Raw genomic sequence first — 25,469 nt, forward strand, 5'->3', positions numbered from 1 at the left:
TGCGGATTCCCGGACCGAGAGGTGTCCCCATCGAGTCCCGCTCGGTGGCGTCTCGCCATGCGGGACGTCGGCGGCTCGAAGGTGGGCGCGCGAAGTCGACCCGGAAGGCCGGGCCGCTCCGGGAAGTGTACGGGAACCGCGCGCGGCCGAGCGACTCGCCTTCCGGCCACCCTTTTCCGACGCCTCGTCAGTCTGTATGCGGCCTTTTCGAGCCGTATCGGTCTTCGACGATCGCCGTCCGGTTATGCACAGAAAAAGTTGTCTACACGCAGTGAGCCGCTGTTTGTCCACAGTGCGCGTCGCGTCGGCCGGGGTACGGCTCGACGCGGACGAGTCTGGTCCGCATGAACGCGTCGAAACCCGGCCGAGGGCCGATCGTGCTGTGTCTCGTTTTGCTCACGGCCGTGTTGTCCATGGCCGGCCCGCCGGCCGCGACCGGCACGGTGCGACCCGCGCCGGCGGTCCGGCGCTGGGTGTGGCCGCTGGATCCCCGGCCCGAGGTGCTGCGCGGGTTCGAGGCGCCCGAGGCGGCGTGGTCGGCGGGCCACCGTGGGGTGGATCTCGCCGCACGGGTCGGACAACCGGTGCTCGCGGCGGGCGCGGGGGTGGTGGTGTTCGCGGGGTCGGTGGCCGGGCGCGGGGTGGTCAGCGTGCGGCACGGGGACGTGCGCACGACCTACGAGCCGGTGCTCGCGTCGGTGTCGGCCGGGCGCGCGGTCGTCGCGGGCGAGCCGCTGGGGGTGCTCGCGCCGGGACCGTTCCATCTGGCCGAGCCGTGCCTGCACTGGGGACTGCTGGTGCCCGGGTATCGCGATCCGCTGACCCTGTTGCGGCGGGTGCGGGTGCGGTTGTACCCGAACCGTCCGGGTCCGGGCTCCGCTTCTTCCGGCTCTTCCTCTTCGGACTCCACTACGTCGGGTTCTGCTATGTCGGGCTCCGCTTATTCGGGCTCCGCCCGATCGGGTTCGGCGACCCGGGCGACGCCGCCGAGAACGAGTGCCAGCGTGGCCGCCTCGACCGCGCCGGGGTCGGCGCCGCATTCGATCCGGCGGACCGCGGCGTCGACCATGCCCTGGACCAGCGTCGCGACCAGCATCGGGTCCCGGTGGCCCAGCGCGGCGAGCGCGTCCACCACCAGTTCGACGATCCGCCCGTGGGCGGCCCGGATGCGTTCGCGCGCGTTCGTGTCCAGCTCGCCGGTGGAGATCGCGACGACCACCCGATGACGGCGATCACCGACCAATTCCAACTGGCGGGCCACGTAGGCCGCGATCTTGTGCGCCGGATCCTCGGTCGCGCCCATCGCGTCCTCGACCTCGGCCACCCACGCGGGCAGGTCCACCGCGCAGAGCTCCTCGACCACGGCCGCGCGCGAGGCGAAGTACTCGTAGAGCGAGGAGCGGGCCAGGCCGGTGCGCTCGGCGAGTGCGGGGAAGGTCAGTGCGGCGAAACCGCCCTCGTCGAGCAGGCTCCGCGCGGCGTCGAGCAGCGCGGCGTGCTGCATCGCGCGGTGTTCGGCGACGGAGGACGCTCGAATCTTGGGCATCCACTCACTCTACGACGTGACTGTGCGTGCCATCGGGGAGCTCGCACAATTGCCGAATCCCGCCCACGCCGCGACCCGCGACCGCCGGTCGGCCGCCGGCGGTCGGCCGGGGGTCAGCCGCCGGAGTGGTCCAACTCGGCGTCGATCGGGGGCAGCGCGCACTCGGGGTCGTCGAGCCAGCCCTCGGGCAGGATCACCCGCTTGCCACCGGCGGTCCGGCCGCGCGGGCCGTCCGCGCCGATCGGCCAGGGCTGGTCCAGGTCCAGTCGCCCGAACCAGTCGTCGAGTTCGGCCAGGCTGCTCGCGGTGGCCAGGCCGCGCCGGATGGTGCCGCCGACCGAGAAGCCCTTCATGTACCACGCGACGTGCTTGCGCAGGTCGGTCACACCGTGCGCCTCGTCGCCGATCCACTCGGCGAGCAGCACCGCGTGCCGGCGCATGATCGCGGTGGCCTCGCCCAGGGTCGGGCGGGCCCGTTCCGCGCTGCCCTCGAACGCGGACACCAGGTCGCGGAACAACCACGGGCGGCCCAGGCAGCCGCGACCGACCACGACACCGTCGCAGCCGGTCTCACGCATCATCCGCAACGCGTCCTCGGCATCCCAGATGTCGCCGTTGCCGAGCACCGGGATGTCGGTGACGACCTCCTTCAGCCGCGCGATGGCGGACCAGTCGGCGGTGCCGCCGTAGTGCTGCTCGGCGGTGCGACCGTGCAGGGCGACCCAGGTGATGCCCTCGTCCACGGCGATCCGGCCCGCGTCGAGGTAGGTCAGGTGGTCGTCGTCGATGCCCTTGCGCATCTTGATGGTGACCGGCACGCCGCGCGCGTTCTTGACCGCCGAGCGCAGGATGTCACGCAGCAGGTTGCGCTTGTACGGCAGCGCCGAGCCGCCGCCCTTGCGGGTGACCTTGGGCACCGGGCAGCCGAAGTTGAGGTCGATGTGGTCGGCCAGGCCCTCGTCCACGATCATCGCCACCGCGCGGCCCACGATGTGCGGGTCGACGCCGTAGAGCTGGATGCTGCGCGGGCGCTCGGTCTCGGCGAAGCGGATCAGGCGCAGCGTCTTGGCGTCCCGCTCGACCAGCGCGCGGGTGGTGATCATCTCGCTGACGTACAGCCCGGCGGGCCGTGCGGTGGTCGCCGCCTCGGCCTGTTCCTGGCACAGCGTGCGGAACGGCGCGTTGGTGATGCCGGCCATCGGGGCCAGCACGACCGGCGGCCAGATCCGCGCGCCGCCCTCGGCGCCCAGGCGCAGCGGCGCCCACGGGCTGCCGGTCGCGTCGGGGGTGGGTGCGTCGGCGGGTGCCATGGACGGTGCTCCAGAAGGGGGTGCGGGGATGGATCCGATCCATTGTCCCCCACCGGGAAAAGCTGTTTCCGGGTGTCGGTCGGTGCTGACACGATCGTCGCCATGAGCATGGATTCCGGGGATTCCCGCACGGCGACCGACGAGCCCGGCGACGCGTCCGGTGACCGGCTCGCCGTCGAACCTCGCGATGTCGCGTCCCTCGTCCTGCGAGCGCGGCGCGGTCCTCGGCTGAAGTACGTCTTCTTCTGGGGTCATCGGGAGCCGCGCGAGGGTGTGGACTCGGGTTGTCTGAGCCAGTGGTATCCGTCGCCGTTCACGGTGGACGGGGTGAGCTATCGCACCGCCGAGCACTGGATGATGGCGGGCAAGGCGCGGATGTTCGGCGACGCGGACGCGGAGCGGCGGGTGCTGGCGGCGGGCCACCCGAAGACCGCCAAGACGATCGGTCGGCAGGTGCGCGGCTTCGACGAGCGGCGCTGGGTGGACGAGCGGTTCGAGTTGATCGTGGCGGGCAACGTGGCCAAGTTCGGGCAGCACCCCGCGATGGGCGCGTTCCTGCTCGGCACCGGGCAGCGGGTGCTGGTGGAGGCCAGTCCGCTGGACCGGATCTGGGGCATCGGGCTGGCCGCCGACGACGAGCGGGCCGCCGACCCCGAGCGCTGGCGCGGGCTGAACCTGTTGGGGTTCGCGTTGATGGAGGCCCGGGCCCGGCTGGCCGGCTCCACCAACCGGGCTTCGGGATCCGGCCCTGACCCGTCGTCCCGATGAACTAATCTCCGCAGCATGAGTGCCTTCCCGCCCCCGCAGCCCCCGAACGGGCCCGGCTACGGCCACGGGCAACAGCCGTACGGCCAACCGAACAACGGTCAACAGCCCTACGGCGGCCAACCGTATGGGCAACCCGGCTACGCGCAACAGCCGTACGGTCAGCCGTATCCGCAGCAGCAGTACGGCCAGGGGTACGGGCAGCCGCCGCCCCCGCCGTCGAGCCGGCGGAAGTGGCTGATGCCGGTGACCGCGGTGGTCGCGCTCGGCGTGATCGGCGGCGGGGCGTTCTTCTTCCTGGCCAAGGACGACGGCGACGACAAGAAGCCGGCCGCGAACTCGTCGCCGAACCCGGCGAGCAACGGCGGCGCGCTGCCCGCGCCGCAGGGTTCGGCCGGTGCGCCCACCGACGAACCCAAGGGCTTCCAGTCCGCGCCGCCGCCGAACACGTCCAACATCGACGCGGTCTCCACCGACAAGCTGCCCTTCACCACGGACTACTTCTTCAAGGATCCGGCCGAGTTCGACGGTCGCAGCGGCGGCAAGTACCGGCAACTGTCCGCCGACGGCGGCGCGGCCGCGGACTGTTCGAAGGTGGTGACCGCGACCGGCACGGCGATCACGCAGAACGGGTGTGTGGGTGTGCTGCGCGGGTCGTACAAGGACTCCGCCGGCAAGTACGTGGCGACGCTGTCGGTGGTCTCGGTGCCGGACAAGGCCAAGGCGCAGGCGTTGAAGCAGGCGCTGGACAAGATTCCGTTCGCCACGTCGCCGACGGCCTGGCTGGCACCGCCCGCGTCGAGCGGGGTCGCCTTCAAGGACGGCTCCGAGCACATCGCGGTCACCACCACGACCGGGCACTACGTGCTGGTGATCGACATCGGCCGGGCCGACGGCGGTCCGCTCAAGGGCCAGGGCGAGGAAGCCTCGAAGGCGGCGAGCGCCGTCTACAGCGATCTGACCTACCGGATGACGGACCGCATCACGGCCGGCATCTTCAAGTGAGCCGGCCGGTCCGCGTCTGAGCGGGCCGTCCGCGACGCGACGTCGGTTCGCCGATCGGTCCGCGACGAACAACGAGGGGCGCCGTCGCGGACGGCGCCCCTCGTGTCGTCTCCCGTGCTCCGCGGCCTACGGCCGGGTTCGGGTCAGCAGCCCGGCAGCCGCGCCGAGAGATAGCCCACGACCTGGTCGAGCGACACCCGCTCCTGCTGCATCGTGTCGCGCGAGCGCACGGTCACCGCGTTGTCCTCGAGCGTGTCGAAGTCGACCGTGATGCAGAACGGCGTGCCGATCTCGTCCTGGCGGCGGTAGCGACGGCCGATCGCACCGGCGTCGTCGAAGTCGCAGTTCCAGTACTGGCGCAGGTCCGCGGCCAGCCCGCGGGCCTTGGGCGACAGGTCGGTGTTGCGCGACAGCGGCAGGATGGCGGCCTTGACCGGCGCCAGGCGCGGGTCAAGACGCAGCACGGTGCGCTTCTCCAGCTTGCCCTTGGCGTTGGGCGCCTCGTCCTCGAAGTACGCGTCGAGCAGGAACGCGAGCATCGCCCGGTTCAGGCCCGCGGCGGGCTCGATGACGTACGGGAACCAGCGCTCGCCGGCGTCCTGGTCGAAGTACGACAGGTCGGTGCCGGACTTCTCCGAGTGGGTGCGCAGGTCGTAGTCCGTGCGGTTGGCGATGCCCTCCAGCTCGGAGAACTCGGTGCCGCCGAAGTTGAAGCGGTACTCGATGTCGACCGTGCGCTTGGAGTAGTGCGACAACTTCTCCTTCGGGTGCTCGAAGAAGCGCATGTTGTCGGGGCTGAGGCCGAGACCGACGTACCAGTCCCAGCGCTGCTGCATCCAGTACTCCTGCCAGGTCTCGTCCTCACCCGGCTTGACGAAGAACTCCATCTCCATCTGCTCGAACTCGCGCGTGCGGAAGATGAAGTTTCCGGGCGTGATCTCGTTGCGGAAGCTCTTGCCGGTCTGGGCGATGCCGAACGGCGGCTTCTTGCGCGAGGTCTGCTCGACGGCCTTGTAGTTGACGAAGATGCCCTGGGCGGTCTCCGGGCGCAGGTACGCGCGGCCGGACTCGTCCTGGGTGGGGCCCAGGAAGGTCTGGAGCAGACCGTTGAACATCTTGGGCTCGGTGAAGGTGCCCTTGTTCCCGCAGTTGGGACAGGTGATGTCGGCGAGGCCGTTCTCCGGCAGCCGGCCGCGCTTGGCCTCGTAGGCCTCTTCGAGGTGGTCGGCGCGGTAGCGCTTGTGGCACGAGGTGCACTCGGTCAGCGGGTCGACGAACGCCTCGACGTGACCGGACGCCTCCCACACCTCGCGGGCGAGGATGACCGAGGAGTCCAGACCGACGATGTCGTCACGCGAGGTGACCATCGTGCGCCACCACTGGCGCTTGATGTTCTCCTTGAGCTCCACGCCGAGGGGACCGTAGTCCCAGGCGGCCCTCTGGCCGCCGTAGATCTCACTACAGGGGTAAACGAAGCCTCGGCGCTTGCTCAGGCTGACGATGGTGTCGATCTTGTCGGCGGCCACAATGCTCTCTTCGGTGCGACGATGCGGGCAGTGACAGTGTCGGCACAGGCTACCGGCGCGCTGGTCGACCCGGTAAATCCTTATGCCCGAGGCCCGCTCCGCCACGGTTGGCCCAATCCGGTATTATTGACAACGATTGTCATTCTAGTTGAGAATCATTGTCATGAAGATACGCCGCACCGCTCCGGCCGCACTGCTCGCGACCGCCGCCGCGTCCGCCCTGCTGCTCTCCGGATGCGCCGGTACCGACGACGCGAAGGCGGACACCGGGGCGGGCGCGAAGCTGCGCGTGATCGCGGCCTTCTACCCGATGAAATTCGTCGCCCAGCAGGTCGGCGGGCCGCACGTGAAGGTGACGAACCTGACCAAGGCCGGGGCCGAGCCGCACGACCTGGAGCTGACCCCCAAGCAGGTCGGCGCGATCTCGCAGGCCGATCTGGTGGTCTACCTCAAGGGTCTGCAGCCCGCGGTGGACAAGGCGATCCAGCAGAACAAGCCCAAGCACACCGCGGAGGCGAGCAGATTCGCGCCGCTGGAGGAGCACGGCACCGAGGTGCACGGCGCCGAGGAGGACGGGCACGAGGGCCACGACCACGCGGACGCCGAACACGGCGACCCGCACGTGTGGCTCGACCCGACCCGCCTCGCCGCGATCGCCGGCGGTGTGGGCGAATCGCTCGCCGCCGCCGACCCGGCCAACGCGCAGGACTACCGCGCCCGCGCCGCCGACCTGACCGCGCGCCTGAACGGGCTCGACGGCGAGTTCACCGCCGGCCTGGCGACCTGCGCGCGCAAGGACGTGGTGACCAGTCACGCCGCCTTCGGCTACCTCGCGGAGCGTTACCACCTGAACCAGATCGCGGTGAACGGCGTCAACCCCGAGTCCGAGCCCTCCCCCGCCCGCCGGGCCGACATCCAGAAGCTGGCCCGGGAGCGCGGTGTGACCACGATCTTCTTCGAGACCCTGGCCGAGCCCAAGACCGCCAGGACGCTCGCCCAGGACCTGAAGGTGCAGACCGGCGTCCTGGATCCGCTCGAGGGCATAAAGAACGAGGCCGAGAACGATTACTTCTCGGTGATGCGCGCCAACCTGGACGCGCTGCGGAAGGGACTCGGCTGCTCATGACGGAACTTCACGCGCCGGTCGCCCGGTTGATCGGCGGCACCGCGTCCCTGGGCGGCCGGCCGGTCCTGCGCGGGGTGGACCTGAGCGTGCGCCCCGGCGAGGTGGTCGCGCTGCTGGGCGCCAACGGCTCGGGCAAGTCCACGCTGGTACGCACACTGGTCGGCCTGGTCCCGTTGACCGGCGGCACGATCGAGCTGTTCGGCACGCCGTTCGCGCGCTTTCGCGACTGGTCCCGGATCGGCTACGTGCCGCAGCGCACCACGGCCGCCGCCGGGGTGCCGGCCAGTGTGCGCGAGGTGGTCACCTCCGGCCTGCTCAACGGCCGCCGCGTGCTGGGACCGGGCCGGGACGGCCGGGCCGCGGTGGACGAGGCGCTCGCGGCGGTCGGCATGCTCGACCGCGCGCGCGACGGCATCGCGCACCTGTCCGGCGGCCAGCAGCAGCGGGTGCTGATCGCCCGCGCCCTGGCCCGCCGCCCCGACCTGCTGATCATGGACGAGCCGATGGCGGGCGTGGACCTGCGCAGCCAGGAGGTGCTCGCGGGCACCCTGCGGGCGCAGCAGGAGCAGGGCCGGGCGGTCCTGCTCGTGCTGCACGAACTCGGCCCGCTGGAGCCGCTGATCGACCGCGCGGTGGTCCTGCGCGAGGGCTGCGTGTGCCACGACGGTCCGCCGCCCCGGGCGGTCGGCCAGCACGCGCTGCCGGGCCACGACCACGTGCACCCGCACGACGATCACACCGCGCACCGCGCCGGGATGGGACTGCTCTCGTGACGATCCTGGACTTCCCCTTCATGCAGCGCGCGCTGCTGGCGGCCCTGCTCGTGGGCATGACCGCGCCCGCCGTGGGCGTCTACCTGGTGCAGCGCCGCCAGGCGTTCATGGGCGACGGCATCGGACACGTCGCGCTCACCGGCGTGGGCCTGGGCTTTTTGCTCAGCACCTCCCCCGTACTGACCGCGGTGCTCACCGCGTCGGTGGGCGCGGTGCTGATCGAGCTGATCCGCGAGCGCAACAGGGTCAGCGGCGACGTCGCGCTGTCGGTGCTCTTCTACGGCGGCATCGCGGGCGGCGTGATGCTGATCAACCTCGCCCCGGAGGGCTCCAACGCCAATCTCCAGTCGTACCTGTTCGGCTCGCTGACCTCGGTCTCGCCGGAGGACGTCAAGATCATCACGATCCTGGCCGTCGCGGTGCTCGCGGTCACCCTCGGGCTGCGCCGGGCGCTGTTCACGGTGTGCCAGGACGAGGACTTCGCCCGGGTGACCGGGTTGCCCGTGCGCACGCTGAACCTGCTGCTCGCGGTCACCGCCGCGGTCACCGTGACGGTCGCGATGCGGGTGGTGGGGCTGCTCCTGGTGAGCGCGCTGATGGTGGTCCCGGTCGCGGTCGCCCAGCAGCTCTCACGCACTTTCGCGATGACCGCCGCGATCTCGATCGTGGTCGGCGTGCTGGTCTCGGTCTCCGGTACGACGCTGACGTACTACGTGGACGCGCCGCCCGGGGCCACCATCGTGCTGCTCGCGATCGCGCTGTTCGTCGTGGTGGGCGTGCTCGCGACACCGCTGAACCGGCGCCGGGCCCGGCGCGCGGAGGCCGCCGCCGCCGAGGCGGATCAGCCTCGGGTGGACGACGTACATGTGGACGCGGGGGTACCGGACGCCGGCACAATGGCGACTCGGACATAGACACAGGGCGCCGGTACGGAAACGGCGCCGTCCGACCCGCAGCGATCGAGGAGGCACCCAGGTGACCACCGCCCACGGCACGAGCCCGGTTCGGGGTCGGTCCACCCGGCAGCGTGCCGCCGTCTCGGCCCTCCTCGACGAGATCGAGGACTTTCGCAGCGCGCAGGACCTGCACGACCTGCTCAAGCAGCGCGGCGAGGCGGTCGGGCTGACCACCGTCTACCGCACGCTCCAGGCCCTCGCCGACGCGGACGAGGTGGACGTGCTGCGCACCCAGGACGGCGAGTCGGTCTACCGCCGGTGCAGCCGCGGGCACCACCACCACCTCGTCTGCCGCTCCTGCGGACGCACCGTCGAGGTCGAGGGCCCGGCGGTGGAGCGCTGGGCGAACCGGATCGCCGCCGAACACGGCTTCGGCGACGTCTCGCACGAACTGGAGATCTTCGGTACGTGCGCGCAGTGCGCGAAGGCGACCGACTGACGCCGGCCCGATCGACTACCAGGTGCCGCCCCCGGTCGTACCGGCCGTACCACCCCATGTCCCACCCTCGGCGCACGTGCCGGTGGGCCGCACCGTGGCCGAGCCGACCCGATTCGGCTTCAGCACGTTGAGCTGCCCGGCCGCGATCGAACCGCCGGAGAGGAACTCCGAGTAGGCGAACGTCTTGGTGATCGACTTCTTCCCCGCGGGCACGTCGATCTCCTCCTGCTTCATGCTGCCGGAGGATCCGCCGTAGGAGACGGTGATCCGACCGCCCTTGTGCCCGTCGGCGAAGGTGATCGTGCCGATGAAGGTCTCCATGAACGCGGTCCTGCACCGAACGCCGGCCAGCGTGCCGGGTGTGACGGTCAGGAACACCCCCTCGACCTCGAGTTCGCCGTCGCCGGCCGGGCCGTCCCGGTCCGAGCTCTTCGGCGCCTCGGTGCTCGCCTCACCCTTGCGGTCGGCGTCCGCTCCCTTGTCCTTTTGGCACGCGGTCACGCCCGACCCGAGTACGCCCACCACGACCGCCGCGACGACGGCACGACGCATTCCCCACCCCATGCTGATTCCCCCCGATAGACCGGCGGATCGTCCTCCCCAGGCGATCCGTCCGCGAACCCACGGTAGGAGAAGGCACATCGCGCCACCGCCGCGCTCGCAGGACGCGAACGCGGCGGTGACCGGACGGTGACATCGTCACGACGTGCCTATTCGTACGGCTCGCGCGGGGTCGGGATCGGAACGACGGCGGTGGCGGTCAGGGCGGGCATCGCGTCGTCCGCCTGGGTTTGGCCGTTGGGCAACCAGCGGCCGGTGACCGTCACCCACGAGTCGGCCGGGGGCGCCGCGACGCCGTGTACCTCGATCTTGCGAGCGAAGGCGTCGGCCGCACAACAACTGATCACCATCCGGGTGACGTACCACGTGCCCGGGGCCTTGCCGGGCGTGACGAAGCCGGTGAGTTGCACGTTGCGGTCCTTGAGCGGCGCCGTGGTGTCCCAGACCGAGCGGATCAGGAAGTCCGCCAGGCTCATCGGCAGCGGATCGCCCGCCGGCAGCGGGGGAAAGCCCGCGTCGTTCGAGGCGGCGGCCGGCTTGGCCACCACGTTGTCCGAGCGCGCGGCGGTGTACGAGCCGAGCGCGGGCGGCGCGATCAGGAACAGCGCGAGCACCGGCAGACACAGCAGCCAGGCCGCCCGCGGGCCGGTCGAGTGGTCGTGGCCGCCCGCCTCCGCCGGCTCGCCGACCGGCTCGCCTGTGCCCTCGGCCGGGTGCGCGTGCGCGGGCTCCGCCGCCGATTCCGGCGCCCGGCGCTGTATCCCGTCCCGCACCGCCGAGATCAGGCCGACCGCGAGCAGGATCGCGCCCGCCGCGAGCAGCGCGGGACGCAGGCCGTCCTTGACGTAGCGCAGGTACATGTCGGTCAGCGAGATCCGCAGCAGCGCGCCGCCGATCAGGATCAACAGCACCGCCTGGACGTCCCGCCTCACAACAACCACCATCCGACGACGTAGCTTGCGACGATCGCGACCACGAACGTCGCCGAGGAGAACCGGGCCGCGAAGCCGCGCCCGAAGGTGCCCGACTGGAGCGCGATCAGCTTCACGTCCACCATCGGGCCGACCACCATGAAGGCCAGTTTCGCGGTCGGCGAGAAGCCGATCAGGCTCGCCGCCACGAACGCGTCCGCCTCCGAGCAGACCGCGAGCACCACGGCGAGGAAGGCCAGCGCGAGCACCGCGAACCACGGCGAGTCGGAGACCGCGTCGATCACGTGCTTGGGCACCGTGACGTTCAGCGTCGCGGCGGTCAGCGCGCCGATCACCAGGAAGCCGCCCGCGTGCAGGAAGTCGTGCTGGAGCGCGAGCCGGAAGTTCTCCCACTTGCCGCTGCCGCCGTGATCGTGCGGACGGCGCGTCGCCTTGATCCACTCGGGCCGGCCGAACCGCGCCCACAACCAGCCCATCAGCACCGCCGTGCCGAGCGAGGCGAGGAACCGGGCGAGCACCATCTCGGGCTGCTTGGGGAAGGCGACCGCGGTCGCGGTCAGCACGATCGGGTTGATCGCGGGCGAGGACAGCAGGAACGCCAGCGCCGCGGCGGGCGCGACCCCGCGCGCCATCAGCCCACTGGCCACCGGCACCGACGCGCACTCGCAGCCGGGCAGGATCGCCCCGGCCGCGCCCGCGACCGGCACCGCCAGGGACTGCCGCTTGGGCAACACCTTGGTGAACACCGACGGCGGCACGAACGCGGTGATCGCGGCCGACAGCAGCGTGCCGAGCACCAGGAACGGCAGCGCTTGCACGGAGATCGCGACGAACACGGTGGCCCAGGTCTGCACCGAGCGCGCGCCGAGCCGATCCACGATCCACGGCTGCGCGAACAGCAGCACGACCAACGCCAGGACGAAGAACTCGAGTTGGCCCGGCCGCCAGCGCTCGGCGGGCGGGCCGACGGGCGACCCGGGCCCGGCGGTCGCGGGCGACGACTCGGCGCCACGGGGCGGCGGTGGCGCCGGCCGGGTGGCGGTGGCGGGGCGCGACGGCGCGCTCTTTTCGAACATGATGGTCATGTTCGCATTGATCGTGGGGCCGCCGCTCGACGCGCACCGCGCTTTGCGAAACCTTTCACCCACCCGTTCGCATCCGCCGGTTCCCGTGCGCCGATTCCCATCCATCGGTTCCGGCCCGAACGCCTCCCGGCACCCGGGTTCGAGTCCGGCGGTCGGCGACCGGCGGCCACCTGCGGGCGATCAGGCTCCGGAGGCCGCCGTGGAGCCCGAGGACACCGGCTGCGGCGCGGCGACCGCGTTCGGCAGCGCACCGCCGTAGCGGCGATCGCGCGACGCGTACGTCTCGCACGCCTGCCACATGTGCCGCCGATCGAAGTCCGGCCACAACACGTCGAGGAAGACCATCTCGGCGTAGGCGGACTGCCACAGCAGGAAGTTGGAGGTGCGTTGTTCACCGGAGGACCTGATGAACAGGTCGACGTCGGGCATGTCCGGCTCGTCGAGGTACTTGGCGAACAACTTCTCGTCGACCTTCTTCGGGTCGAGCCGGCCCGCCTTGACGTCCTCGGCGATCAGCGCCGCCGCGTCCGCGATCTCGGCCCGGCCGCCGTAGTTGATGCACATCGCCAGCGTGAGGTTGGTGTTGTTCTTGGTCCGCTCCTCGGCGATCTCCAACTCCTTGATCACGCTCGCCCACAACCGGGGCCGCCGACCGCACCAGCGGATCCGCACGCCGAGTTCGTCCATCTCGTCGATCCGCCGGTGGATCGTGTCGATGTTGAAGCCCATCAGGAAGCGCACCTCCTCGGGCGAGCGCTTCCAGTTCTCGGTGGAGAACGCGTACGCGGAGACGTACTTGACGCCGATCTGGGCCGCGCCCTCGACCACGTCGAACAGCGACGCCTCGCCCGCGGTGTGTCCGTCGGTACGGGCCAGGCCGCGCTCCTTGGCCCAGCGGCCGTTGCCGTCCATCACCAGCGCCACGTGCCGGGGCACCAGGTCGGCCGGGATCTCCGGCGGCAGCGCGCCCTCGGCGTGCGGCTTCGGGTCGCGGTAGTGCCGCTGCTCCCGAGCGGCCCGGGCGGGCGCCGACTCGGCCCGCCGACGGCGGGGGAACAGGCCGAAGCGGCCACGCGACTGACTCACGATCTCTCCACCAATCTCAACGAGCGGATGCCCCGCTCCAGGTGCCATTGCAGATACGCGGCCACCAGGCCGCTGCCCTCGCGCCGGTGCCGCGGCTCGCTCGCGTCGGCTCGGCCCCAGTCGCCGGTCAACAGCGCACCGAGCAGGGAAAGGGTCTCGGGTGAGGGTACGACGGATCCGGCGGGACGACAGTCCCCGCAGACCGTCCCGCCGCCCTGGACGGAGAAGAACCGGTTCGGTCCGTCCAGGCCGCAACGCGCGCAATCGGCGAAGCTCGGCGCGTAGCCCGCCACCGCGAGCGAGCGCAGCAGGAACGCGTCCAGCACCAGGCCGGGCTCGTGGGTGCCCCCCGCGAGCGTGCGCAGGGCACCGATCAACAGCAGGTACTGCTGGAGCGCCGGTTGGCCGCGCTCGTGGTCGGTGAGCCGCTCCGCGGTCTCCAGGATCGCCGTGCCGGACGTGTACGCGGCGTAGTCCGACGCGAGTCGGCCGCCGTACGCGCCCAGGGTCTCGGCCTGCGTGATGATCGGCAGGCCGCGCCCGGGGAAGTCGCTGCCCCGGGTGAAGAACTGGACGTCGACGTGCGCGAACGGCTCGACCCGGGCACCGAACTTCGACTTCGTCTTGCGCACCCCGCGCGCGACCGCGCGCACTATCCCGTGGTCGCGGGTCAGGAGGGTGATGATGCGGTCGGCCTCACCCAACTTCTGGGCGCGCAGGACGACACCCTCGTCACGGAGGAGGCTCATGCTCCCATTGTGCCGCGCCCGGCCGACGCGCCGCGTGGCCCGCCGCGGTTCACGGGCCCGCGAGCACGTGGTCGACCCGGGCCCGGCCGAGCCCGAGCCGGTCGCCCGCGTGGTACAGGATCACCCGGTGCGCCGGGTCGTACGCCCCGCAGGCCAGCGCGACCCGGGCCGCGACACCGACCAGGTGCTCGCGCCCGGCGACCGCGAGGTGCGGGGCGATCTCGGCGAGCGCCCACGCGGTGTCCTGCGCCAGGTGCGCGCCCACGTCGACGGCGAGCGCGCACGCGTCGTAGCTCGGCATGCCCGCGGCCCGGACCGCCTCGACCGCCGCCGCGCGCACCGCGTCCGCCGCGTGCGGCTCGTCGTCCACGGCCGCGACGACGGCCACCACGAGCGCGCGCACCGCCTCGCGCAGCATCAGGGTGAGCGCACGCGCGGTCGGCGTCTCCAGTACCGAGACTTCGTGCCGGGTGCAGCACACCGCGCACTCGATCCCCGATCCGGCCCGCCCGAGCGGGATCAACGCCACACCGAACAGCACGAGCCGGCGCCGGCCCCCGCCCTTGCGGAAGCGTCGATCGCCTCCGCACGCCGGACAGTGGAACTCGCCGTCCCCGATCGCCGATCGGATGGTCCGGATGCCCACGACGAAAAACATGGTGCAGCCCCCTGCGTCCCGCGCGGCGGAAAGCGATATTTCCGCCTGTTCCGATGCTGCCACGGATTTCACGAAGCGTCATCGAAAGCGGACAGATGGTTACTTTTGTTCGCGCGGGGCAGGTCGATACGGGCCGTCGGCGGGACGGGGACGGGACGGGACGCTCGCGCAACGTGACGTCGGTGTCGGGAAGTCGGGACAAGAAACGGCGGCCCCCGGTCGAACCGGGGGCCGCCGTTCGGTCACGCGATCGCGATCACCCGCGCGCGGCGCGGTTGACCGCGCTCACGATCGCCTTGAGCGACGCGCGCACGATGTTCTCGTCCACACCCACACCCCACAGCACCCGGCCGTCGACCGCGCACTCGACGTAGGCCGCGGCGCGCGCGTCCTCGCCGCCGCTCATCGCGTGCTCGCTGTAGTCCAGCACCCGGGTGTCGAAGCCCAGGCCGCCCAGCGACCGGACGAACGCGTCGATCGGGCCGTTGCCGATCGCCTCCAGCGTCTGCACCTCGCCGTCCACGCTCATCTCGACGGTCAGCACGTCCTTGCCGTCCGTACCGGAGAGCGTGCGGTGGCCGCGCAGTTCCAGCCGACCCCACGGAGCGTCCGGGGTGGGCAGGTACTCGTCCCGGAAGGCGTCCCAGATCTGCGCCGGCGTCACCTCGCCGCCCTCGGCGTCGGTCTTGGTCTGGATGATCCGGGAGAACTCGATCTGCGCGCGCCGCGGCAGGTCCATCTTGTGGTCGGCCTTGAGCACGTACGCGACGCCGCCCTTGCCGGACTGGCTGTTGACCCGGATCACCGCTTCGTAGGTGCGGCCCACGTCCTTGGGGTCGATCGGCAGGTACGGCACCGCCCAGTCCAGTTCCTCGACCGGCTTGCCCGCCTGAGCCGCGTCCCGCTCCAGCGCCTCCAGGCCCTTCTTGATCGCGTCCTGGTGCGAGCCGGAGAACGCGGTGTAGACCAGGTCGCCCGCGTACGGGTGGCGCGGGTGCACCGGCAGTTGCGTGCAGTACTCGACGGTGCGCCGGATCTCGTCGATCTCGGAGAAGTCGATCATCGGGTCCACGCCCTGGCTGAACAGGTTCATCCCCAGCGTGACCAGGTCCACGTTGCCGGTCCGCTCACCGTGCCCGAACAGGCAGCCCTCGACCCGGTCGGCACCGGCCATCACGGCCAGCTCGGTCGCCGCCACCGCCGCGCCCCGGTCGTTGTGCGGGTGCACGGACACCGCGATGAACTCGCGGCGGGTCAGGTTGCGGCTCATCCACTCGATCTGGTCCGCGTACACGTTCGGCGTCGAACGCTCGATGGTCGCGGGCAGGTTCAGCACGATCTCGCGGCCGGCCTCGGGCTGCCACACGTCCATCACCGCCTCGCAGACCTCCAGCGCGAAGTCCAGCTCGGTGTCGATGAAGATCTCGGGCGAGTACTCGTAGCCGAACGCGGTCTCGGCGCCCAGGTGCTTGTCCGCGAAGCGCATCACGTGCTCGGTGCCGGACACCGCGATCGCCTTGCACTGCTCGCGGTCGACGTTGAAGACGACCCGTCGGAAGGCGGGCGCGGTCGCGTTGTACAGGTGCACCGTGGCCTTGGGCGCGCCGATCAGCGACTCGACGGTGCGCTCGATCAGTTCCTCGCGGGCCTGGGTCAGCACCGAGATGGTGACGTCCTCGGGTACCGCGCCCTCTTCGATGATCGAGCGGATGAAGTCGAAGTCGGTCTGCGACGCGGCCGGGAAGCCGACCTCGATCTCCTTGTATCCCATCCGCACCAGCAGGTCGAACATGGTCCGCTTGCGCACCGGGCTCATCGGGTCGATCAGCGCCTGGTTGCCGTCCCGCAGGTCGGTGGACAGCCAGCGCGGTGCGACCGTGATCGTCTTCGACGGCCAGGTGCGGTCCGGCAGGTCGACGCCCTGGAACGGCTTGTATTTGTGGATCGGCATCCCGGACGGCTGCTGCGTCACGGACGAGGCGGTGATCGGCGTGACGCGATTCACGGAAGGCATGCGGCTGGTCTCCTGGTATGCGAGGAACGGGCTGCAACGGCAGGTAGGCCGGCGACGGGAGGAGAAACATCCCGGAGGCTCCGACGTGCGGACATGCCTCTATCCCCGCGACGGGGGAGCCGGTCTGACCTCTGTCAGAGGGATGAGCCCCCGGCGCGGCGGCTAAGGAGAAGCAGCCACTGACGCATGATTTCGCAACCATACCCGACCGATCGCAGCGGTCGGGTAGGCATCCGGCATACGAACACATGCGATCTTTTCGGCCCCGGCCCTCCCCCGAAGGCCGGGTTCCTCCTACGCTGCCTGACCATGAGCTACGACAACCAGGGCCCATACGGACCACAGCCGGGTCAGGGCCAGCCCGGCGGATACCCCCAGCAGGGCGGCTCGGGCTACGGACAACAACCTCAGCAGGGCGGATACGGCCAGCAGCCGCCTCCGCAGTACGGGCAGCAGCCCCCGCAGTACGGCCAGCAGCCGCCGCCCGGGTACGGACAGCAGCAGCCGTACGGCCAGCAGCAGGGCTACGGGCAGCAGCCCGGTGGATATCCGCCGCCCACGCCGAGCGGAGGCGGCATGGGCGGCGGCGGTCTCCCGCCGTTCGCGCCGGCCGCGATCGCCGGCGTGATCGCGTCGGTGATCGTGGCGATCGGCTCGTGCCTGGCCTGGATCGGCCCCGAGGGCAAGGGCGACCCGATCAAGGGCCTCGAAGGCGACGGCAAGTGGACGCTGGCCGCGGGCCTGATCGCCGTGGTGCTGTTCGGCGTCGGCGTCGCGATGCGCAAGGCCCAGATCGCCGCGGGCGCGGGGGTCGCGGGCATCGTGGCACTCGGCTTCGCGATCTGGAACATCGCCGACAAGACCCGGCTGCCGCTCCAGGAGGCGGACCTCTCCGGCGCCCAGGCCGATCGGGCCAAGAAGATCCTGGAGAACTTGGACCTCACGGCCGAATTCGGCCTCTGGATGGTCCTGATCGGCGCCGTCCTCGCGATCGGCGCCGCCGTGTTCATCCTGATGTCCGCGAACCGCACCCAGAGCGGCCCCTACGGCCGCTGAGCCACCCGTTCGATCTCAGAATCCGAGCTTGCGGAGCTGCTTGGGGTCGCGCTGCCAGTCCTTGGCCACCTTCACGTGAAGGTCCAGGTAAACGGGCGTCCCAAGCAGCGCCTCGATCTGCTTGCGGGCCCGCGTGCCCACGTCCTTCAGCCGTGAACCCTTGTGCCCGATGACGATCGCCTTCTGGCTCGGTCGTTCGACGTAGAGGTTCGCGTGCACGTCGAGCAGTGGCTTGTCCGCGGGGCGGTCCTCGCGCGGGATCATCTCCTCGATGACCACCGCGAGGGAGTGCGGGAGTTCGTCCCGGACGCCCTCCAGGGCCGCCTCGCGGATCAGCTCGGCCGCCATCACCATCTCCGGCTCGTCGGTGAGCTCGCCGTCCGGGTACAGCGGCGGGCCCGCCGGCAGCAGCGGCATCAGCAGGTCGGCGACCAGGGTCACCTGGCTGTCGCCGACGGCGGAGACCGGGATGATCTCGGCCCACTCGATGCCGACGTCCTCGCCCATCTTCTGCACCGCGAGCAACTGCTGGACCAGCGTCTGCTGGTCCACCAGGTCGGTCTTGGTCACGATCGCGACCTTGGGCGTGCGCTTGGCCTCGGCCAACTCGGCCGCGATGAACTTGTCACCGGGCCCCACCTTCTGGTCGGCCGGGATGCAGAAGCCGATCACGTCGACCTCCGCCCACGTGGCCCGGACCAGGTCGTTCAGCCGCTGGCCGAGCAGTGTGCGCGGCTTGTGCAGGCCGGGGGTGTCCACCAGGACGAGTTGGCCGTCGGGACGGTGCACGATGCCGCGCACCGTGTGGCGGGTGGTCTGGGGGCGGCCCGACGTGATCGCCACCTTCGTGCCCACCAGCGCGTTCGTCAGGGTGGACTTGCCGGCGTTGGGGCGGCCCACGAAACACGCGAAGCCCGAGCGGTGGACGGGCGCGGAGGGGTTAGGGCGATCACTCATGCGTGACATTGTCGCTCAAGATACGAGCGTTCCTTGCGCCGCGGGTGCGCCGGCCGCCCCCGGAGCCGACCTCGGACGGGCGCCGGCCGTCCTCGGACGCTCCGAAGCGAACCTCAGACGGTCACGATCGCGCGCACGACCGCGTCCGGGCCGGCCGACAGGATCGGCGTATCGGCGCCGCCCAGATCGCGCACGGCGTCCCGGTCGGCCTCGGTGACCGTGTCGGCCTCCCCGACGATCGCCGCCGCCTCCAGACCACGCGCACCGCCCGCGACCGCCATCGCGACGGCCGTGCGCAGCGCGGACAGCTCCAACGACGGCAGCGCGACCGTGGACGCCGTATAGGTGCGTCCGGTCTCGTCGCGTACGGCGGCGCCCTCGCTCGCCCCGTTGCGGGCCCGGGTGGCCCGGGCCAGGGTGACGATCTTGGCGTCCTCGGGGTCGACGGTGAACTCGGGCGTCTCGGCGCTCACGGGGCCTCCTGCTCGGCGCGGTACGGGTGCCGGCACACCCTAGCCTGCGTCCCGGTCGACCCGGCTCACCACGATCGTGCCGACCCGGTTGCGCCGGCCCGACGGGCTCTCCGCGATCAGCCGCAGACCCTCGACCACGGCCGCGGCGCCCGGGATCGGCACCCGGCCGAGCGCCTTGGCGAGCAGCCCGCCGACCGTCTCCACGTCCTCGTCGTCGAGTTCGAGGCCGAAGAGTTCGCCCAACTCGTCCACGGGCAGCCGGGCGGTGACCCGGAAGGCACCGTCCGGGAGTTGCTCGACCGGCGCGCTCTCGGTGTCGTACTCGTCGGTGATCTCGCCGACGATCTCCTCCAGGATGTCCTCGATGGTGACCAGCCCGGCGGTGCCGCCGTACTCGTCCACCACCACGACCATGTGCGTGCGATCGGCCTGCATCTCGCGCAGCAGGTCGTCGGCCGGCTTGCTGTCCGGCACGAAGGTCGCCGGGCGCATGATCGAGTCGACGTCCTCCTTGGCCCAGCCGGGGTCGCCCATCGTGCTGCGCCGGGCCAGGTCCTTGAGGAAGACGATGCCCACCACGTCGTCCTCGTTCTCGCCGATCACCGGGATCCGCGAGTAGCCGCTGCGCAACGCCAGCGACATCGCCTGGCGCAGCGTCTTGTGCCGCTCGATGAAGACCATGTCCGGGCGGGGCACCATCACCTCGCGCACGATGGTGTCGCCCAGTTGCAGCACCGAGTGCAACATCTCGCGCTCGTCGTCCTCGATCAGCGAGTCCTTCTCGGCCAGGTCCACGAAGGCGCGCAATTCGGCCTCGGACGCGAACGGGCCCTCGCGAAAGCCCTTGCCGGGGGTGAGCGCGTTGCCCAGCAGGATCAGCAGCTTGGGCAGCGGACCGAGCACGCGAGCGAGCCCGAACAGCACGGGCGCGCCCATCGTGGCCACCGTGACCGGGTGCTGGCGGCCCACGGTGCGCGGGGACACGCCGACCGCGACGTAGGACACCACGACCATGATCCCGATCGTGACCAGCACCGCCTGCCAGGCCTCGGCGAAGTCGTCCATGCACACGACGGTGACCAGGACGGCCGCGGACAACTCGCACGCGACCCGCACCAGCAGGGCCAGGTTGAGATAGCGGGCGGGGTCCTGAACCACCGTCAGGAGGCGTTTGGCGCCCCGGCGTTCCTCGCGAACCAGCTCCTCGGCGCGGACTCGCGAGATGCGCGCGAGGGCGGTCTCCAGGCACGCGAAGAGACCGGCCACGACCACCAGGACGACCGCGCCGCCCACGAGTTGCAGCACGCTGTCAGCGGGCACTGCCGCCGCCCCCGGTCCGATGCCGGCCGGGGGCGGATGTATCCGCCGGCGGGGTCATCCGCGGTCTCCCGCGGCGCGACGGGCCTCCCGCCAGGATTCGAGCAGTTCCTTCTGCAGCGCGAACATCTCGCGCTCCTCGTCCGGTTCCGCGTGGTCGTAGCCCAGCAGGTGCAGCACGCCGTGCACGGTGAGCAGGTGCAGCTCGTCGTCCATGGAGTGGCCGGCCGCCGCGCCTTGGCGCTGCGCGACGGTCGGGCACAACACGACGTCGCCGAGGAGCCCCTGCGGGGGGTCCTCGTCGGCCTTGCCGGGACGCAGCTCGTCCATCGGGAAGGACATCACGTCGGTCGGACCGGGCAGGTCCATCCACTGGATGTGCAGTTGTTCCATCGCGGGTTCGTCCACGATGACCACGGACAGTTCCGCCAGTGGATGGATGCGCATACGGTCCAGCGTCCACCGGGCGACGTCCACGATCGCGTGTTCGTCCACCCCCGTGCCGGACTCGTTGGCGATGTCGATGGACATGGCCTTCAGTTCACTTCCCGTTCCACTGTCTGCATGTTCACTGTGTGCTTGCCCCGACCGTTCTTGTCGACCGGCCGCCGGCCGCGCGACTTGGGCATGTTCGCGTTGCCGTTCGCGTGACCGTCGGCCTCGACCTGGATGTCGTAGCGCGCGTACGCGTCCACGATCCGGCCGACCAGCTTGTGTCGGACCACATCCTCGCTGGTGAGGTTGCAGAACGCGATGTCGTCCACGCCACGCAGGATCTCCTGCACCACGCGCAGCCCCGACTGGGTGCCACCGGGCAGGTCGACCTGCGTGGTGTCCCCGGTGACCACGATCCGCGACCCGAACCCGAGCCGGGTCAGGAACATCTTCATCTGCTCGGCCGAGGTGTTCTGCGCCTCGTCCAGGATGATGAACGCGTCGTTGAGCGTGCGACCGCGCATGTACGCGAGGGGGGCGACCTCGATGGTGCCGGCGGCCATCAGGCGCGGGATCGAGTCGGGGTCGATCATGTCGTGCAGCGCGTCGTAGAGCGGGCGCAGGTACGGGTCGATCTTCTCGTAGAGCGTGCCGGGCAGGAAGCCGAGCCGCTCGCCCGCCTCGACCGCGGGGCGGGTCAGGATGATCCGGGTGACCTGCTTGGACTGCAGGGCCTGGACCGCCTTGGCCATCGCCAGGTAGGTCTTGCCGGTGCCCGCCGGGCCGAGGCCGAACACGATGGTGTGCTCGTCGATCGCGTCCACATAGCTCTTCTGGTTGAGCGTCTTGGGGCGGATCGTGCGGCCTCGGTTGGACAGGATGTTGAGCGTCATCACCTCGGCGGGACCGTGTCCGTCGTTCGAGCGGACCATCGCCACCGAGCGCTCGACCGCCTCCTCGTTGAGCGGCTGGCCGGTGCGCACGATGACCAGGAGTTCGTCGAAGAGCCGGCGGACCAGGGCCACGTCGGCCTCGGTGCCGGAGACGGTGACCTCGTTGCCTCGGACGTGGATGTCGGCCTCGGGGAACCCCTGCTCGACCACTCGCAGGAACGAGTCGCCGGAACCGAGGAGCGCCACCATGGGGTGCTTGGCGGGGATCGTGATCTTCGCCTGGGCCTGCGCGGTCGGAGTTTCGCGCCGGGTGTCTCGCGCGGTGTTCTCGGAGCTCGCGCCTCGCGCGTTCGTCGTGGGAGCCATGGGCGGCCTTGGCGGCCTGATCACGCCTCATTTCCGTGCTCGGGAAGCGGTTCGATGTTGCTCAATGGTAACTCTCCGGGCGCGGCGGACCCGGAGATTATTCCGCTACCGGACGCCGCCTGGGGACCTCGATCCGATCCAGGTCGTGCGCCGCGACGGTGTCCGGGAACACCTCGCGGGCCTGCTCCAGGAGCGGCCCCACGTCGGTGTAGCGCTGGGAGAAGTGGGTCAGCACCAGCCGGCGGGCGCCCGCCTCGGCGGCGATCCCCGCCGCCTCGCGCGCGGTGAGGTGGCCGACCTCGCGCGCGAGGTCGGCGTCGGCGTCGGCGAAGGTGGACTCGCACACGAGCAGGTCCACGTCGCGCGCGAGGTCGACCGCGGCCGGGCACAGCCGGGTGTCCATCACGAAGGCGAACTTCTGCCCGGGTCGGGGCGCGCTCACCTGCTCCAGGGTCACCGCGCCGACCCGGCCCTCGCGCTGGATCCGGCCCACGTCCGGGCCGGATATGCCCAGTGCGGCGAGCCGCTCGGGCAACATCCGGCGGCCGTCCGGCTCCACCACGCGGTAGCCGTACGACTCGACCGGATGCGACAGCCGGCGGGCGTGCAGGGTGAAGGGCCCGGCGGGGAGTTCGACGTGCTCGCCCGCCAGCGGGTGTTCGATCAGCGCGGCGGTCTCGTGGAACGCGGTCGCGTGGTGCAGGCGGTCGAACCACTGTTGCCCACTGGCCGGGTAGTGCGCGGTCACCGGATGCGGCACACGATCCAGCGACATGCGCTGGATCACGCCGGGGAGGCCGAGGCAGTGGTCACCGTGGAAGTGCGTGACGCAGATCCGGGTGATGTCGTGCGCGGCCACCCCGGCGTGCAACATCTGCCGCTGGGTGCCCTCACCGGGGTCGAACAACAGCCCCTCCCCGTCCCAACGCAGCAGGTAGCCGTTGTGGTTGCGCTGCCGCGTCGGGGCCTGGCTCGCGGTGCCGAGGACGACGAATTCCCTGGTGGACACGTTCGACTAGCCGGGAGGCCAGCTCAGCCCGCGACCGCCGAGCAGGTGCGCGTGCACGTGGAACACGGTCTGGCCGGCACCGGCGCCGGTGTTGAAGACTATCCGGTAGCCGGACTCGGCGATGTCCTCGGCGGCGGCGACGACCGCCGCCTCGGCGAACAGCGTGCCCGCCAGTTCGGGGGCCTCGGCGCCCAGTTCGCCCGCGTTGGCGTAGTGCGCGCGCGGGATGACCAGGACGTGCGTGGGCGCCTGCGGGTTGATGTCCCGAAAGGCCACCACGTCCTTGGTCTCGTGGACGATCGTGGCCGGGACGTCGCCGGCGAGGATCTTGCAGAACAGGCAGTCGGCCTGGGGTTCCCCCGCAGCCATGGGTGCCTCCATCGGGTCCGAGTCGATCACGGGCGGTCGCCCCCGATCGTAGTCACGTGCCGCGCCCGGCGCTTCAGGCCCAGCGGCCGGAGCGGGCCAGCAGGACGGACGCGGCCGAGACGCCGGCCGTGGAGGTGCGCAGCACGGTCGGGCCGAGCCGGTAGGCGGTCGCGCCGGCGGTGGCGAACGCGGCCAGTTCCTCCGGGGACACCCCGCCCTCGGGGCCGACCACCAGGACCAGATCGCCCCCGGTCGGCGTCGCGGCGGTCGCCAGCGGTTCGGTCGCCGCCTCGTGCAGGACGCCCGCGAACGCGGCGGCGCCGAGCAGCGCGGTGACCCGGGGCGTGCTCATCTGCTCGGTCACCTCGGGCAGGTGCGGCCGGCGGGCCTGCTTGCCCGCCTCGCGGGCGGTCGAGCGCCACTTGGCCAGGGCCTTCGCCCCGCGCTCGCCCTTCCACTGGGTGATGCAGCGGGAGGCGGCCCACGGCACGATCACGTCGACGCCGACCTCGGTCATCGTCTCCACCGCGAGTTCGCCGCGGTCGCCCTTGGGCAGCGCCTGGACCACCACGATCCGGGGCGTGGGGGCGGGTTCCTCGGTGCGCGAGTCGACGTCGACGTACAGCCGGTCCTTGCCCTCGGTGCGGTTGACCGTGCCGTGCACGGCCAGTCCGGCGCCGTCGGCCAGGACGACCGGCTCACCGGCGACGAGCCGGCGCACCGTGACGGCGTGCCGGCCCTCGGCGCCGTCGAGGACGACCTGCCGGCCGTGCCGGATGGCGTCGCCGGGGGCGAGGAAGACGGGGGCGCTCAAGCGCATGCCTTTCGGGCGGCGGCCATCTCGTCGACGAGCCGGCTGATCACCTCGGCGGCCGGCTCCTCGCGGGCGAGGCGCCAGCCCTGGCCGGCCCACAGGGCCAGGCCGTCGGCCTCGCCCCGGGCGGCGGCGGCCTTGCGGATCGGCGAGACCAGGTGGTGGACGAAGGGGTAGACCCCGGGGGCCTCGGCCTCGTGGCGGGCCACGAAGCCGTTGCGCAGTCCCCTGGCCCAGCGGCCGGAGAACGCGCGGGTGAGCACGCTGCGGTCGAACGCCGGGTCGGCGAGCGCGGCCTTGTGCGCGGCGGGCGCGCTGCCCTCCGGGCAACGCAGGAAGGCGGTACCCAGTTGGGCCGCGCTCGCGCCGGCGAGCCGCACCGCCTCGATCTGTCGACCGGTCATCAGGCCGCCCGCGGCGATCAGCGGCAGCTCGGTCTCCGCGGCGATCAGCGTGAGCAGGGTGAGCAGGCCGTACGGGGCGGGCTCGTCGGGGTTGGCGAAGCCGCCCTGGTGGCCGCCGGCCTCGGCGCCCTGCACGCACAGCGCGTCGACCCCGGCGTCGGCGGCGGCGCGGGCCTCCTCGGGCGTGGTGACGGTGGCCACGGTCAGCGTGCCCGCGGCCCGCAGCGCGGTGATCGCGTCGGTGTCGGGCAAGCCGAAGGTGAAGCTCACGACCGGGACCGGGTGGGCGAGCAGCAGTGCGAGCTTGGCGTCCCAGTCGTCGCGTTCGCAGCCGGCGGCGGGTGTGCCGACGGTGCCGCCGTAGTGGGCGGCGGCCCGGGTGAGCGAGGCCGCGTAGCGCCGGGTCAGCTCGTTCTGGGCGCGGGTGGGCGTGGGGTGCGGCATGAACGCGTTGACCCCGAACGGGGCGTCGCCGACCAGCGTGCGCAGTTCGTCGATCTCGACGGCCAGCTGGTCGGCCGAGCGATACCCGGCGGCCAGGAAGCCGAGCCCGCCCGCGCGGGCCACCGCCGCCGCGAGCGCGGGTCCGGCGGCACCGGCCATCGGCGCCTGCACGATCGGCAGTGCGGTGAGCCGGGTGGGGTCGGTATTCGTCGGCATCATGCTCCCCGTTCGCTCGGTGGGCTCGGCTGCTTGCGTCACCCGGCCCAGCCTAGGGAGTGTCCGGCGGCGGGCGGAGGCGCCATCCCCTCGCCGACGCGCCGCGGGTGCCGAAGTGGCCGAAAATCGGCCCGTCCGACACCCGCGACCACGAAACCGCGCGCGGCGCGCCCTCGGGCGCGCCG

General features: G+C 71.5%; 26 protein-coding genes and 1 pseudogene. 8 read left to right on the forward strand and 19 right to left on the reverse strand.

Features of this window, described 5'->3' with window-relative positions; genetic code table 11:
• Positions 1–413: 413 nt before the first annotated feature.
• Positions 414–734: pseudogene (locus OG948_RS11910) on the forward strand (peptidoglycan DD-metalloendopeptidase family protein); the annotation flags it as partial.
• Positions 735–940: 206 nt separating this feature from the next.
• Here OG948_RS11910 and OG948_RS11915 read toward each other — a convergent pair.
• A complete protein-coding gene (locus tag OG948_RS11915; RefSeq protein ID WP_406296075.1) occupies positions 941–1,546 on the reverse strand; it encodes a TetR/AcrR family transcriptional regulator in 606 nt (201 codons plus the stop codon).
• 113 nt (positions 1,547–1,659) lie between these two features.
• The gene (gene dusB, locus OG948_RS11920; RefSeq protein ID WP_406296077.1) at positions 1,660–2,856 is read right to left on the reverse strand and encodes a tRNA dihydrouridine synthase DusB; all 1,197 of its coding nucleotides are present in this window, start codon (positions 2,854–2,856) and stop codon (positions 1,660–1,662) included.
• Between the two features lie 102 nt (positions 2,857–2,958).
• Here dusB and OG948_RS11925 point away from each other — a divergent pair, with 102 nt between their 5' ends.
• Positions 2,959–3,624, forward strand: coding sequence for an NADAR family protein (locus tag OG948_RS11925; RefSeq protein ID WP_406296078.1), 666 nt, complete (start codon positions 2,959–2,961; stop codon positions 3,622–3,624).
• A gap of 15 nt (positions 3,625–3,639) precedes the next feature.
• On the forward strand, positions 3,640–4,626 hold the full coding sequence (locus OG948_RS11930) for a hypothetical protein (protein ID WP_406296079.1): 987 nt from the start codon (positions 3,640–3,642) through the stop codon (positions 4,624–4,626).
• A gap of 143 nt (positions 4,627–4,769) precedes the next feature.
• Here OG948_RS11930 and OG948_RS11935 read toward each other — a convergent pair whose 3' ends face one another.
• Entirely contained in the window at positions 4,770–6,152 is a 1,383-nt protein-coding gene (locus OG948_RS11935; protein WP_406296081.1) for a glycine--tRNA ligase, read from the reverse strand.
• A gap of 163 nt (positions 6,153–6,315) precedes the next feature.
• Between OG948_RS11935 and OG948_RS11940 the strand changes: the two genes are divergently transcribed.
• The 4 genes from OG948_RS11940 to OG948_RS11955 all read left to right on the forward strand — a co-directional run bounded on the left by OG948_RS11940 (position 6,316) and on the right by OG948_RS11955 (position 9,446).
• The gene (locus tag OG948_RS11940; RefSeq protein ID WP_406296083.1) at positions 6,316–7,278 is read left to right on the forward strand and encodes a metal ABC transporter substrate-binding protein; all 963 of its coding nucleotides are present in this window, start codon (positions 6,316–6,318) and stop codon (positions 7,276–7,278) included.
• The gene (locus OG948_RS11945) at positions 7,275–8,051 is read left to right on the forward strand and encodes a metal ABC transporter ATP-binding protein (protein WP_406296085.1); all 777 of its coding nucleotides are present in this window, start codon (positions 7,275–7,277) and stop codon (positions 8,049–8,051) included. The genes OG948_RS11940 and OG948_RS11945 overlap by 4 nt, the downstream gene beginning before the upstream one ends.
• Positions 8,048–8,965, forward strand: coding sequence for a metal ABC transporter permease (locus tag OG948_RS11950; protein ID WP_406296087.1), 918 nt, complete (start codon positions 8,048–8,050; stop codon positions 8,963–8,965). Before OG948_RS11945 ends, OG948_RS11950 begins: the two co-directional genes overlap by 4 nt.
• A 61-nt stretch (positions 8,966–9,026) precedes the next feature.
• Complete coding sequence (locus OG948_RS11955) at positions 9,027–9,446, forward strand: Fur family transcriptional regulator (protein ID WP_395862032.1); 420 nt, start codon at positions 9,027–9,029, stop codon at positions 9,444–9,446.
• A 15-nt stretch (positions 9,447–9,461) separates the two neighbouring features.
• On the opposite strand, the gene OG948_RS11960 is transcribed toward OG948_RS11955, so the two are convergent.
• From OG948_RS11960 to leuA, 7 genes are all read right to left on the reverse strand, one after another.
• A complete protein-coding gene (locus OG948_RS11960; protein ID WP_406296089.1) occupies positions 9,462–9,998 on the reverse strand; it encodes a hypothetical protein in 537 nt (178 codons plus the stop codon).
• Between the two features lie 158 nt (positions 9,999–10,156).
• Entirely contained in the window at positions 10,157–10,939 is a 783-nt protein-coding gene (locus tag OG948_RS11965; protein WP_406296091.1) for a TIGR03943 family putative permease subunit, read from the reverse strand.
• On the reverse strand, positions 10,936–12,024 hold the full coding sequence (locus OG948_RS11970; RefSeq protein ID WP_406296092.1) for a permease: 1,089 nt from the start codon (positions 12,022–12,024) through the stop codon (positions 10,936–10,938). The genes OG948_RS11965 and OG948_RS11970 overlap by 4 nt, the downstream gene beginning before the upstream one ends.
• A 180-nt stretch (positions 12,025–12,204) precedes the next feature.
• Positions 12,205–13,083 carry an isoprenyl transferase gene (locus tag OG948_RS11975; RefSeq protein ID WP_406300233.1) on the reverse strand — a complete coding sequence of 293 codons (879 nt, stop codon included), beginning with the start codon at positions 13,081–13,083 and terminating at the stop codon, positions 12,205–12,207.
• A gap of 23 nt (positions 13,084–13,106) precedes the next feature.
• Complete coding sequence (gene recO / locus OG948_RS11980; protein ID WP_395862023.1) at positions 13,107–13,859, reverse strand: DNA repair protein RecO; 753 nt, start codon at positions 13,857–13,859, stop codon at positions 13,107–13,109.
• Positions 13,860–13,908: 49 nt separating this feature from the next.
• A complete protein-coding gene (locus tag OG948_RS11985; RefSeq protein WP_406296094.1) occupies positions 13,909–14,517 on the reverse strand; it encodes a TerB family tellurite resistance protein in 609 nt (202 codons plus the stop codon).
• A gap of 256 nt (positions 14,518–14,773) precedes the next feature.
• Entirely contained in the window at positions 14,774–16,531 is a 1,758-nt protein-coding gene (gene leuA / locus OG948_RS11990; protein ID WP_406296096.1) for a 2-isopropylmalate synthase, read from the reverse strand.
• Between the two features lie 309 nt (positions 16,532–16,840).
• Between leuA and OG948_RS11995 the strand changes: the two genes are divergently transcribed.
• Positions 16,841–17,587 carry a hypothetical protein gene (locus OG948_RS11995; protein WP_406296097.1) on the forward strand — a complete coding sequence of 249 codons (747 nt, stop codon included), beginning with the start codon at positions 16,841–16,843 and terminating at the stop codon, positions 17,585–17,587.
• Positions 17,588–17,602: 15 nt separating this feature from the next.
• Here the strand turns inward: OG948_RS11995 and era are convergent, their stop codons facing one another.
• From era to OG948_RS12040, 9 genes are all read right to left on the reverse strand, one after another.
• Positions 17,603–18,553, reverse strand: a complete 951-nt coding sequence (era, locus tag OG948_RS12000) for a GTPase Era (RefSeq protein ID WP_395862015.1) — start codon at positions 18,551–18,553, stop codon at positions 17,603–17,605.
• 104 nt (positions 18,554–18,657) lie between these two features.
• The gene (locus OG948_RS12005; RefSeq protein WP_406296099.1) at positions 18,658–19,017 is read right to left on the reverse strand and encodes a cytidine deaminase; all 360 of its coding nucleotides are present in this window, start codon (positions 19,015–19,017) and stop codon (positions 18,658–18,660) included.
• 39 nt (positions 19,018–19,056) lie between these two features.
• Positions 19,057–20,337 (reverse strand): hemolysin family protein, encoded by a 1,281-nt coding sequence (locus OG948_RS12010; RefSeq protein ID WP_406296101.1) that lies wholly within the window; start codon positions 20,335–20,337, stop codon positions 19,057–19,059.
• Positions 20,338–20,391: 54 nt separating this feature from the next.
• Positions 20,392–20,865, reverse strand: a complete 474-nt coding sequence (gene ybeY / locus OG948_RS12015; RefSeq protein WP_360304623.1) for an rRNA maturation RNase YbeY — start codon at positions 20,863–20,865, stop codon at positions 20,392–20,394.
• Positions 20,866–20,870: 5 nt separating this feature from the next.
• Positions 20,871–21,911 (reverse strand): PhoH family protein, encoded by a 1,041-nt coding sequence (locus tag OG948_RS12020; protein ID WP_406300234.1) that lies wholly within the window; start codon positions 21,909–21,911, stop codon positions 20,871–20,873.
• A gap of 214 nt (positions 21,912–22,125) precedes the next feature.
• Entirely contained in the window at positions 22,126–23,037 is a 912-nt protein-coding gene (locus OG948_RS12025) for a ribonuclease Z (RefSeq protein ID WP_406296103.1), read from the reverse strand.
• Positions 23,038–23,043: 6 nt separating this feature from the next.
• Complete coding sequence (locus OG948_RS12030) at positions 23,044–23,406, reverse strand: histidine triad nucleotide-binding protein (RefSeq protein WP_406296105.1); 363 nt, start codon at positions 23,404–23,406, stop codon at positions 23,044–23,046.
• 73 nt (positions 23,407–23,479) lie between these two features.
• A complete protein-coding gene (locus OG948_RS12035) occupies positions 23,480–24,220 on the reverse strand; it encodes a 16S rRNA (uracil(1498)-N(3))-methyltransferase (RefSeq protein ID WP_406296107.1) in 741 nt (246 codons plus the stop codon).
• Positions 24,217–25,284, reverse strand: coding sequence for an NAD(P)H-dependent flavin oxidoreductase (locus OG948_RS12040; protein ID WP_406300235.1), 1,068 nt, complete (start codon positions 25,282–25,284; stop codon positions 24,217–24,219). The genes OG948_RS12035 and OG948_RS12040 overlap by 4 nt, the downstream gene beginning before the upstream one ends.
• Positions 25,285–25,469 lie beyond the last annotated feature (185 nt).

This window comes from Embleya sp. NBC_00888, from assembly GCF_045207655.1.
GTDB lineage: Bacteria > Actinomycetota > Actinomycetes > Streptomycetales > Streptomycetaceae > Embleya.

Excerpts from the sequence above, each read along its gene's own strand:
- OG948_RS12040 (WP_406300235.1), bottom strand. The coding sequence starts at position 25,284 with ATGCCGACGAATACCGACCCCACCCGGCTCACCGCACTGCCGATCGTG.
- recO (WP_395862023.1), bottom strand. The coding sequence starts at position 13,859 with ATGAGCCTCCTCCGTGACGAGGGTGTCGTCCTGCGCGCCCAGAAGTTG.
- OG948_RS11925 (WP_406296078.1), top strand. The coding sequence starts at position 2,959 with ATGAGCATGGATTCCGGGGATTCCCGCACGGCGACCGACGAGCCCGGC.
- OG948_RS12020 (WP_406300234.1), bottom strand. The coding sequence starts at position 21,911 with ATGGTGGCGCTCCTCGGTTCCGGCGACTCGTTCCTGCGAGTGGTCGAG.
- OG948_RS11995 (WP_406296097.1), top strand. The coding sequence starts at position 16,841 with ATGAGCTACGACAACCAGGGCCCATACGGACCACAGCCGGGTCAGGGC.
- dusB (WP_406296077.1), bottom strand. The coding sequence starts at position 2,856 with ATGGCACCCGCCGACGCACCCACCCCCGACGCGACCGGCAGCCCGTGG.
- leuA (WP_406296096.1), bottom strand. The coding sequence starts at position 16,531 with ATGCCTTCCGTGAATCGCGTCACGCCGATCACCGCCTCGTCCGTGACG.
- OG948_RS11970 (WP_406296092.1), bottom strand. The coding sequence starts at position 12,024 with ATGACCATCATGTTCGAAAAGAGCGCGCCGTCGCGCCCCGCCACCGCC.
- OG948_RS11940 (WP_406296083.1), top strand. The coding sequence starts at position 6,316 with ATGAAGATACGCCGCACCGCTCCGGCCGCACTGCTCGCGACCGCCGCC.
- OG948_RS12030 (WP_406296105.1), bottom strand. The coding sequence starts at position 23,406 with ATGGCTGCGGGGGAACCCCAGGCCGACTGCCTGTTCTGCAAGATCCTC.
- OG948_RS11930 (WP_406296079.1), top strand. The coding sequence starts at position 3,640 with ATGAGTGCCTTCCCGCCCCCGCAGCCCCCGAACGGGCCCGGCTACGGC.
- era (WP_395862015.1), bottom strand. The coding sequence starts at position 18,553 with ATGTCACGCATGAGTGATCGCCCTAACCCCTCCGCGCCCGTCCACCGC.
- OG948_RS11960 (WP_406296089.1), bottom strand. The coding sequence starts at position 9,998 with ATGCGTCGTGCCGTCGTCGCGGCGGTCGTGGTGGGCGTACTCGGGTCG.
- OG948_RS11945 (WP_406296085.1), top strand. The coding sequence starts at position 7,275 with ATGACGGAACTTCACGCGCCGGTCGCCCGGTTGATCGGCGGCACCGCG.
- OG948_RS11985 (WP_406296094.1), bottom strand. The coding sequence starts at position 14,517 with ATGTTTTTCGTCGTGGGCATCCGGACCATCCGATCGGCGATCGGGGAC.
- OG948_RS11915 (WP_406296075.1), bottom strand. The coding sequence starts at position 1,546 with ATGCCCAAGATTCGAGCGTCCTCCGTCGCCGAACACCGCGCGATGCAG.
- ybeY (WP_360304623.1), bottom strand. The coding sequence starts at position 20,865 with ATGTCCATCGACATCGCCAACGAGTCCGGCACGGGGGTGGACGAACAC.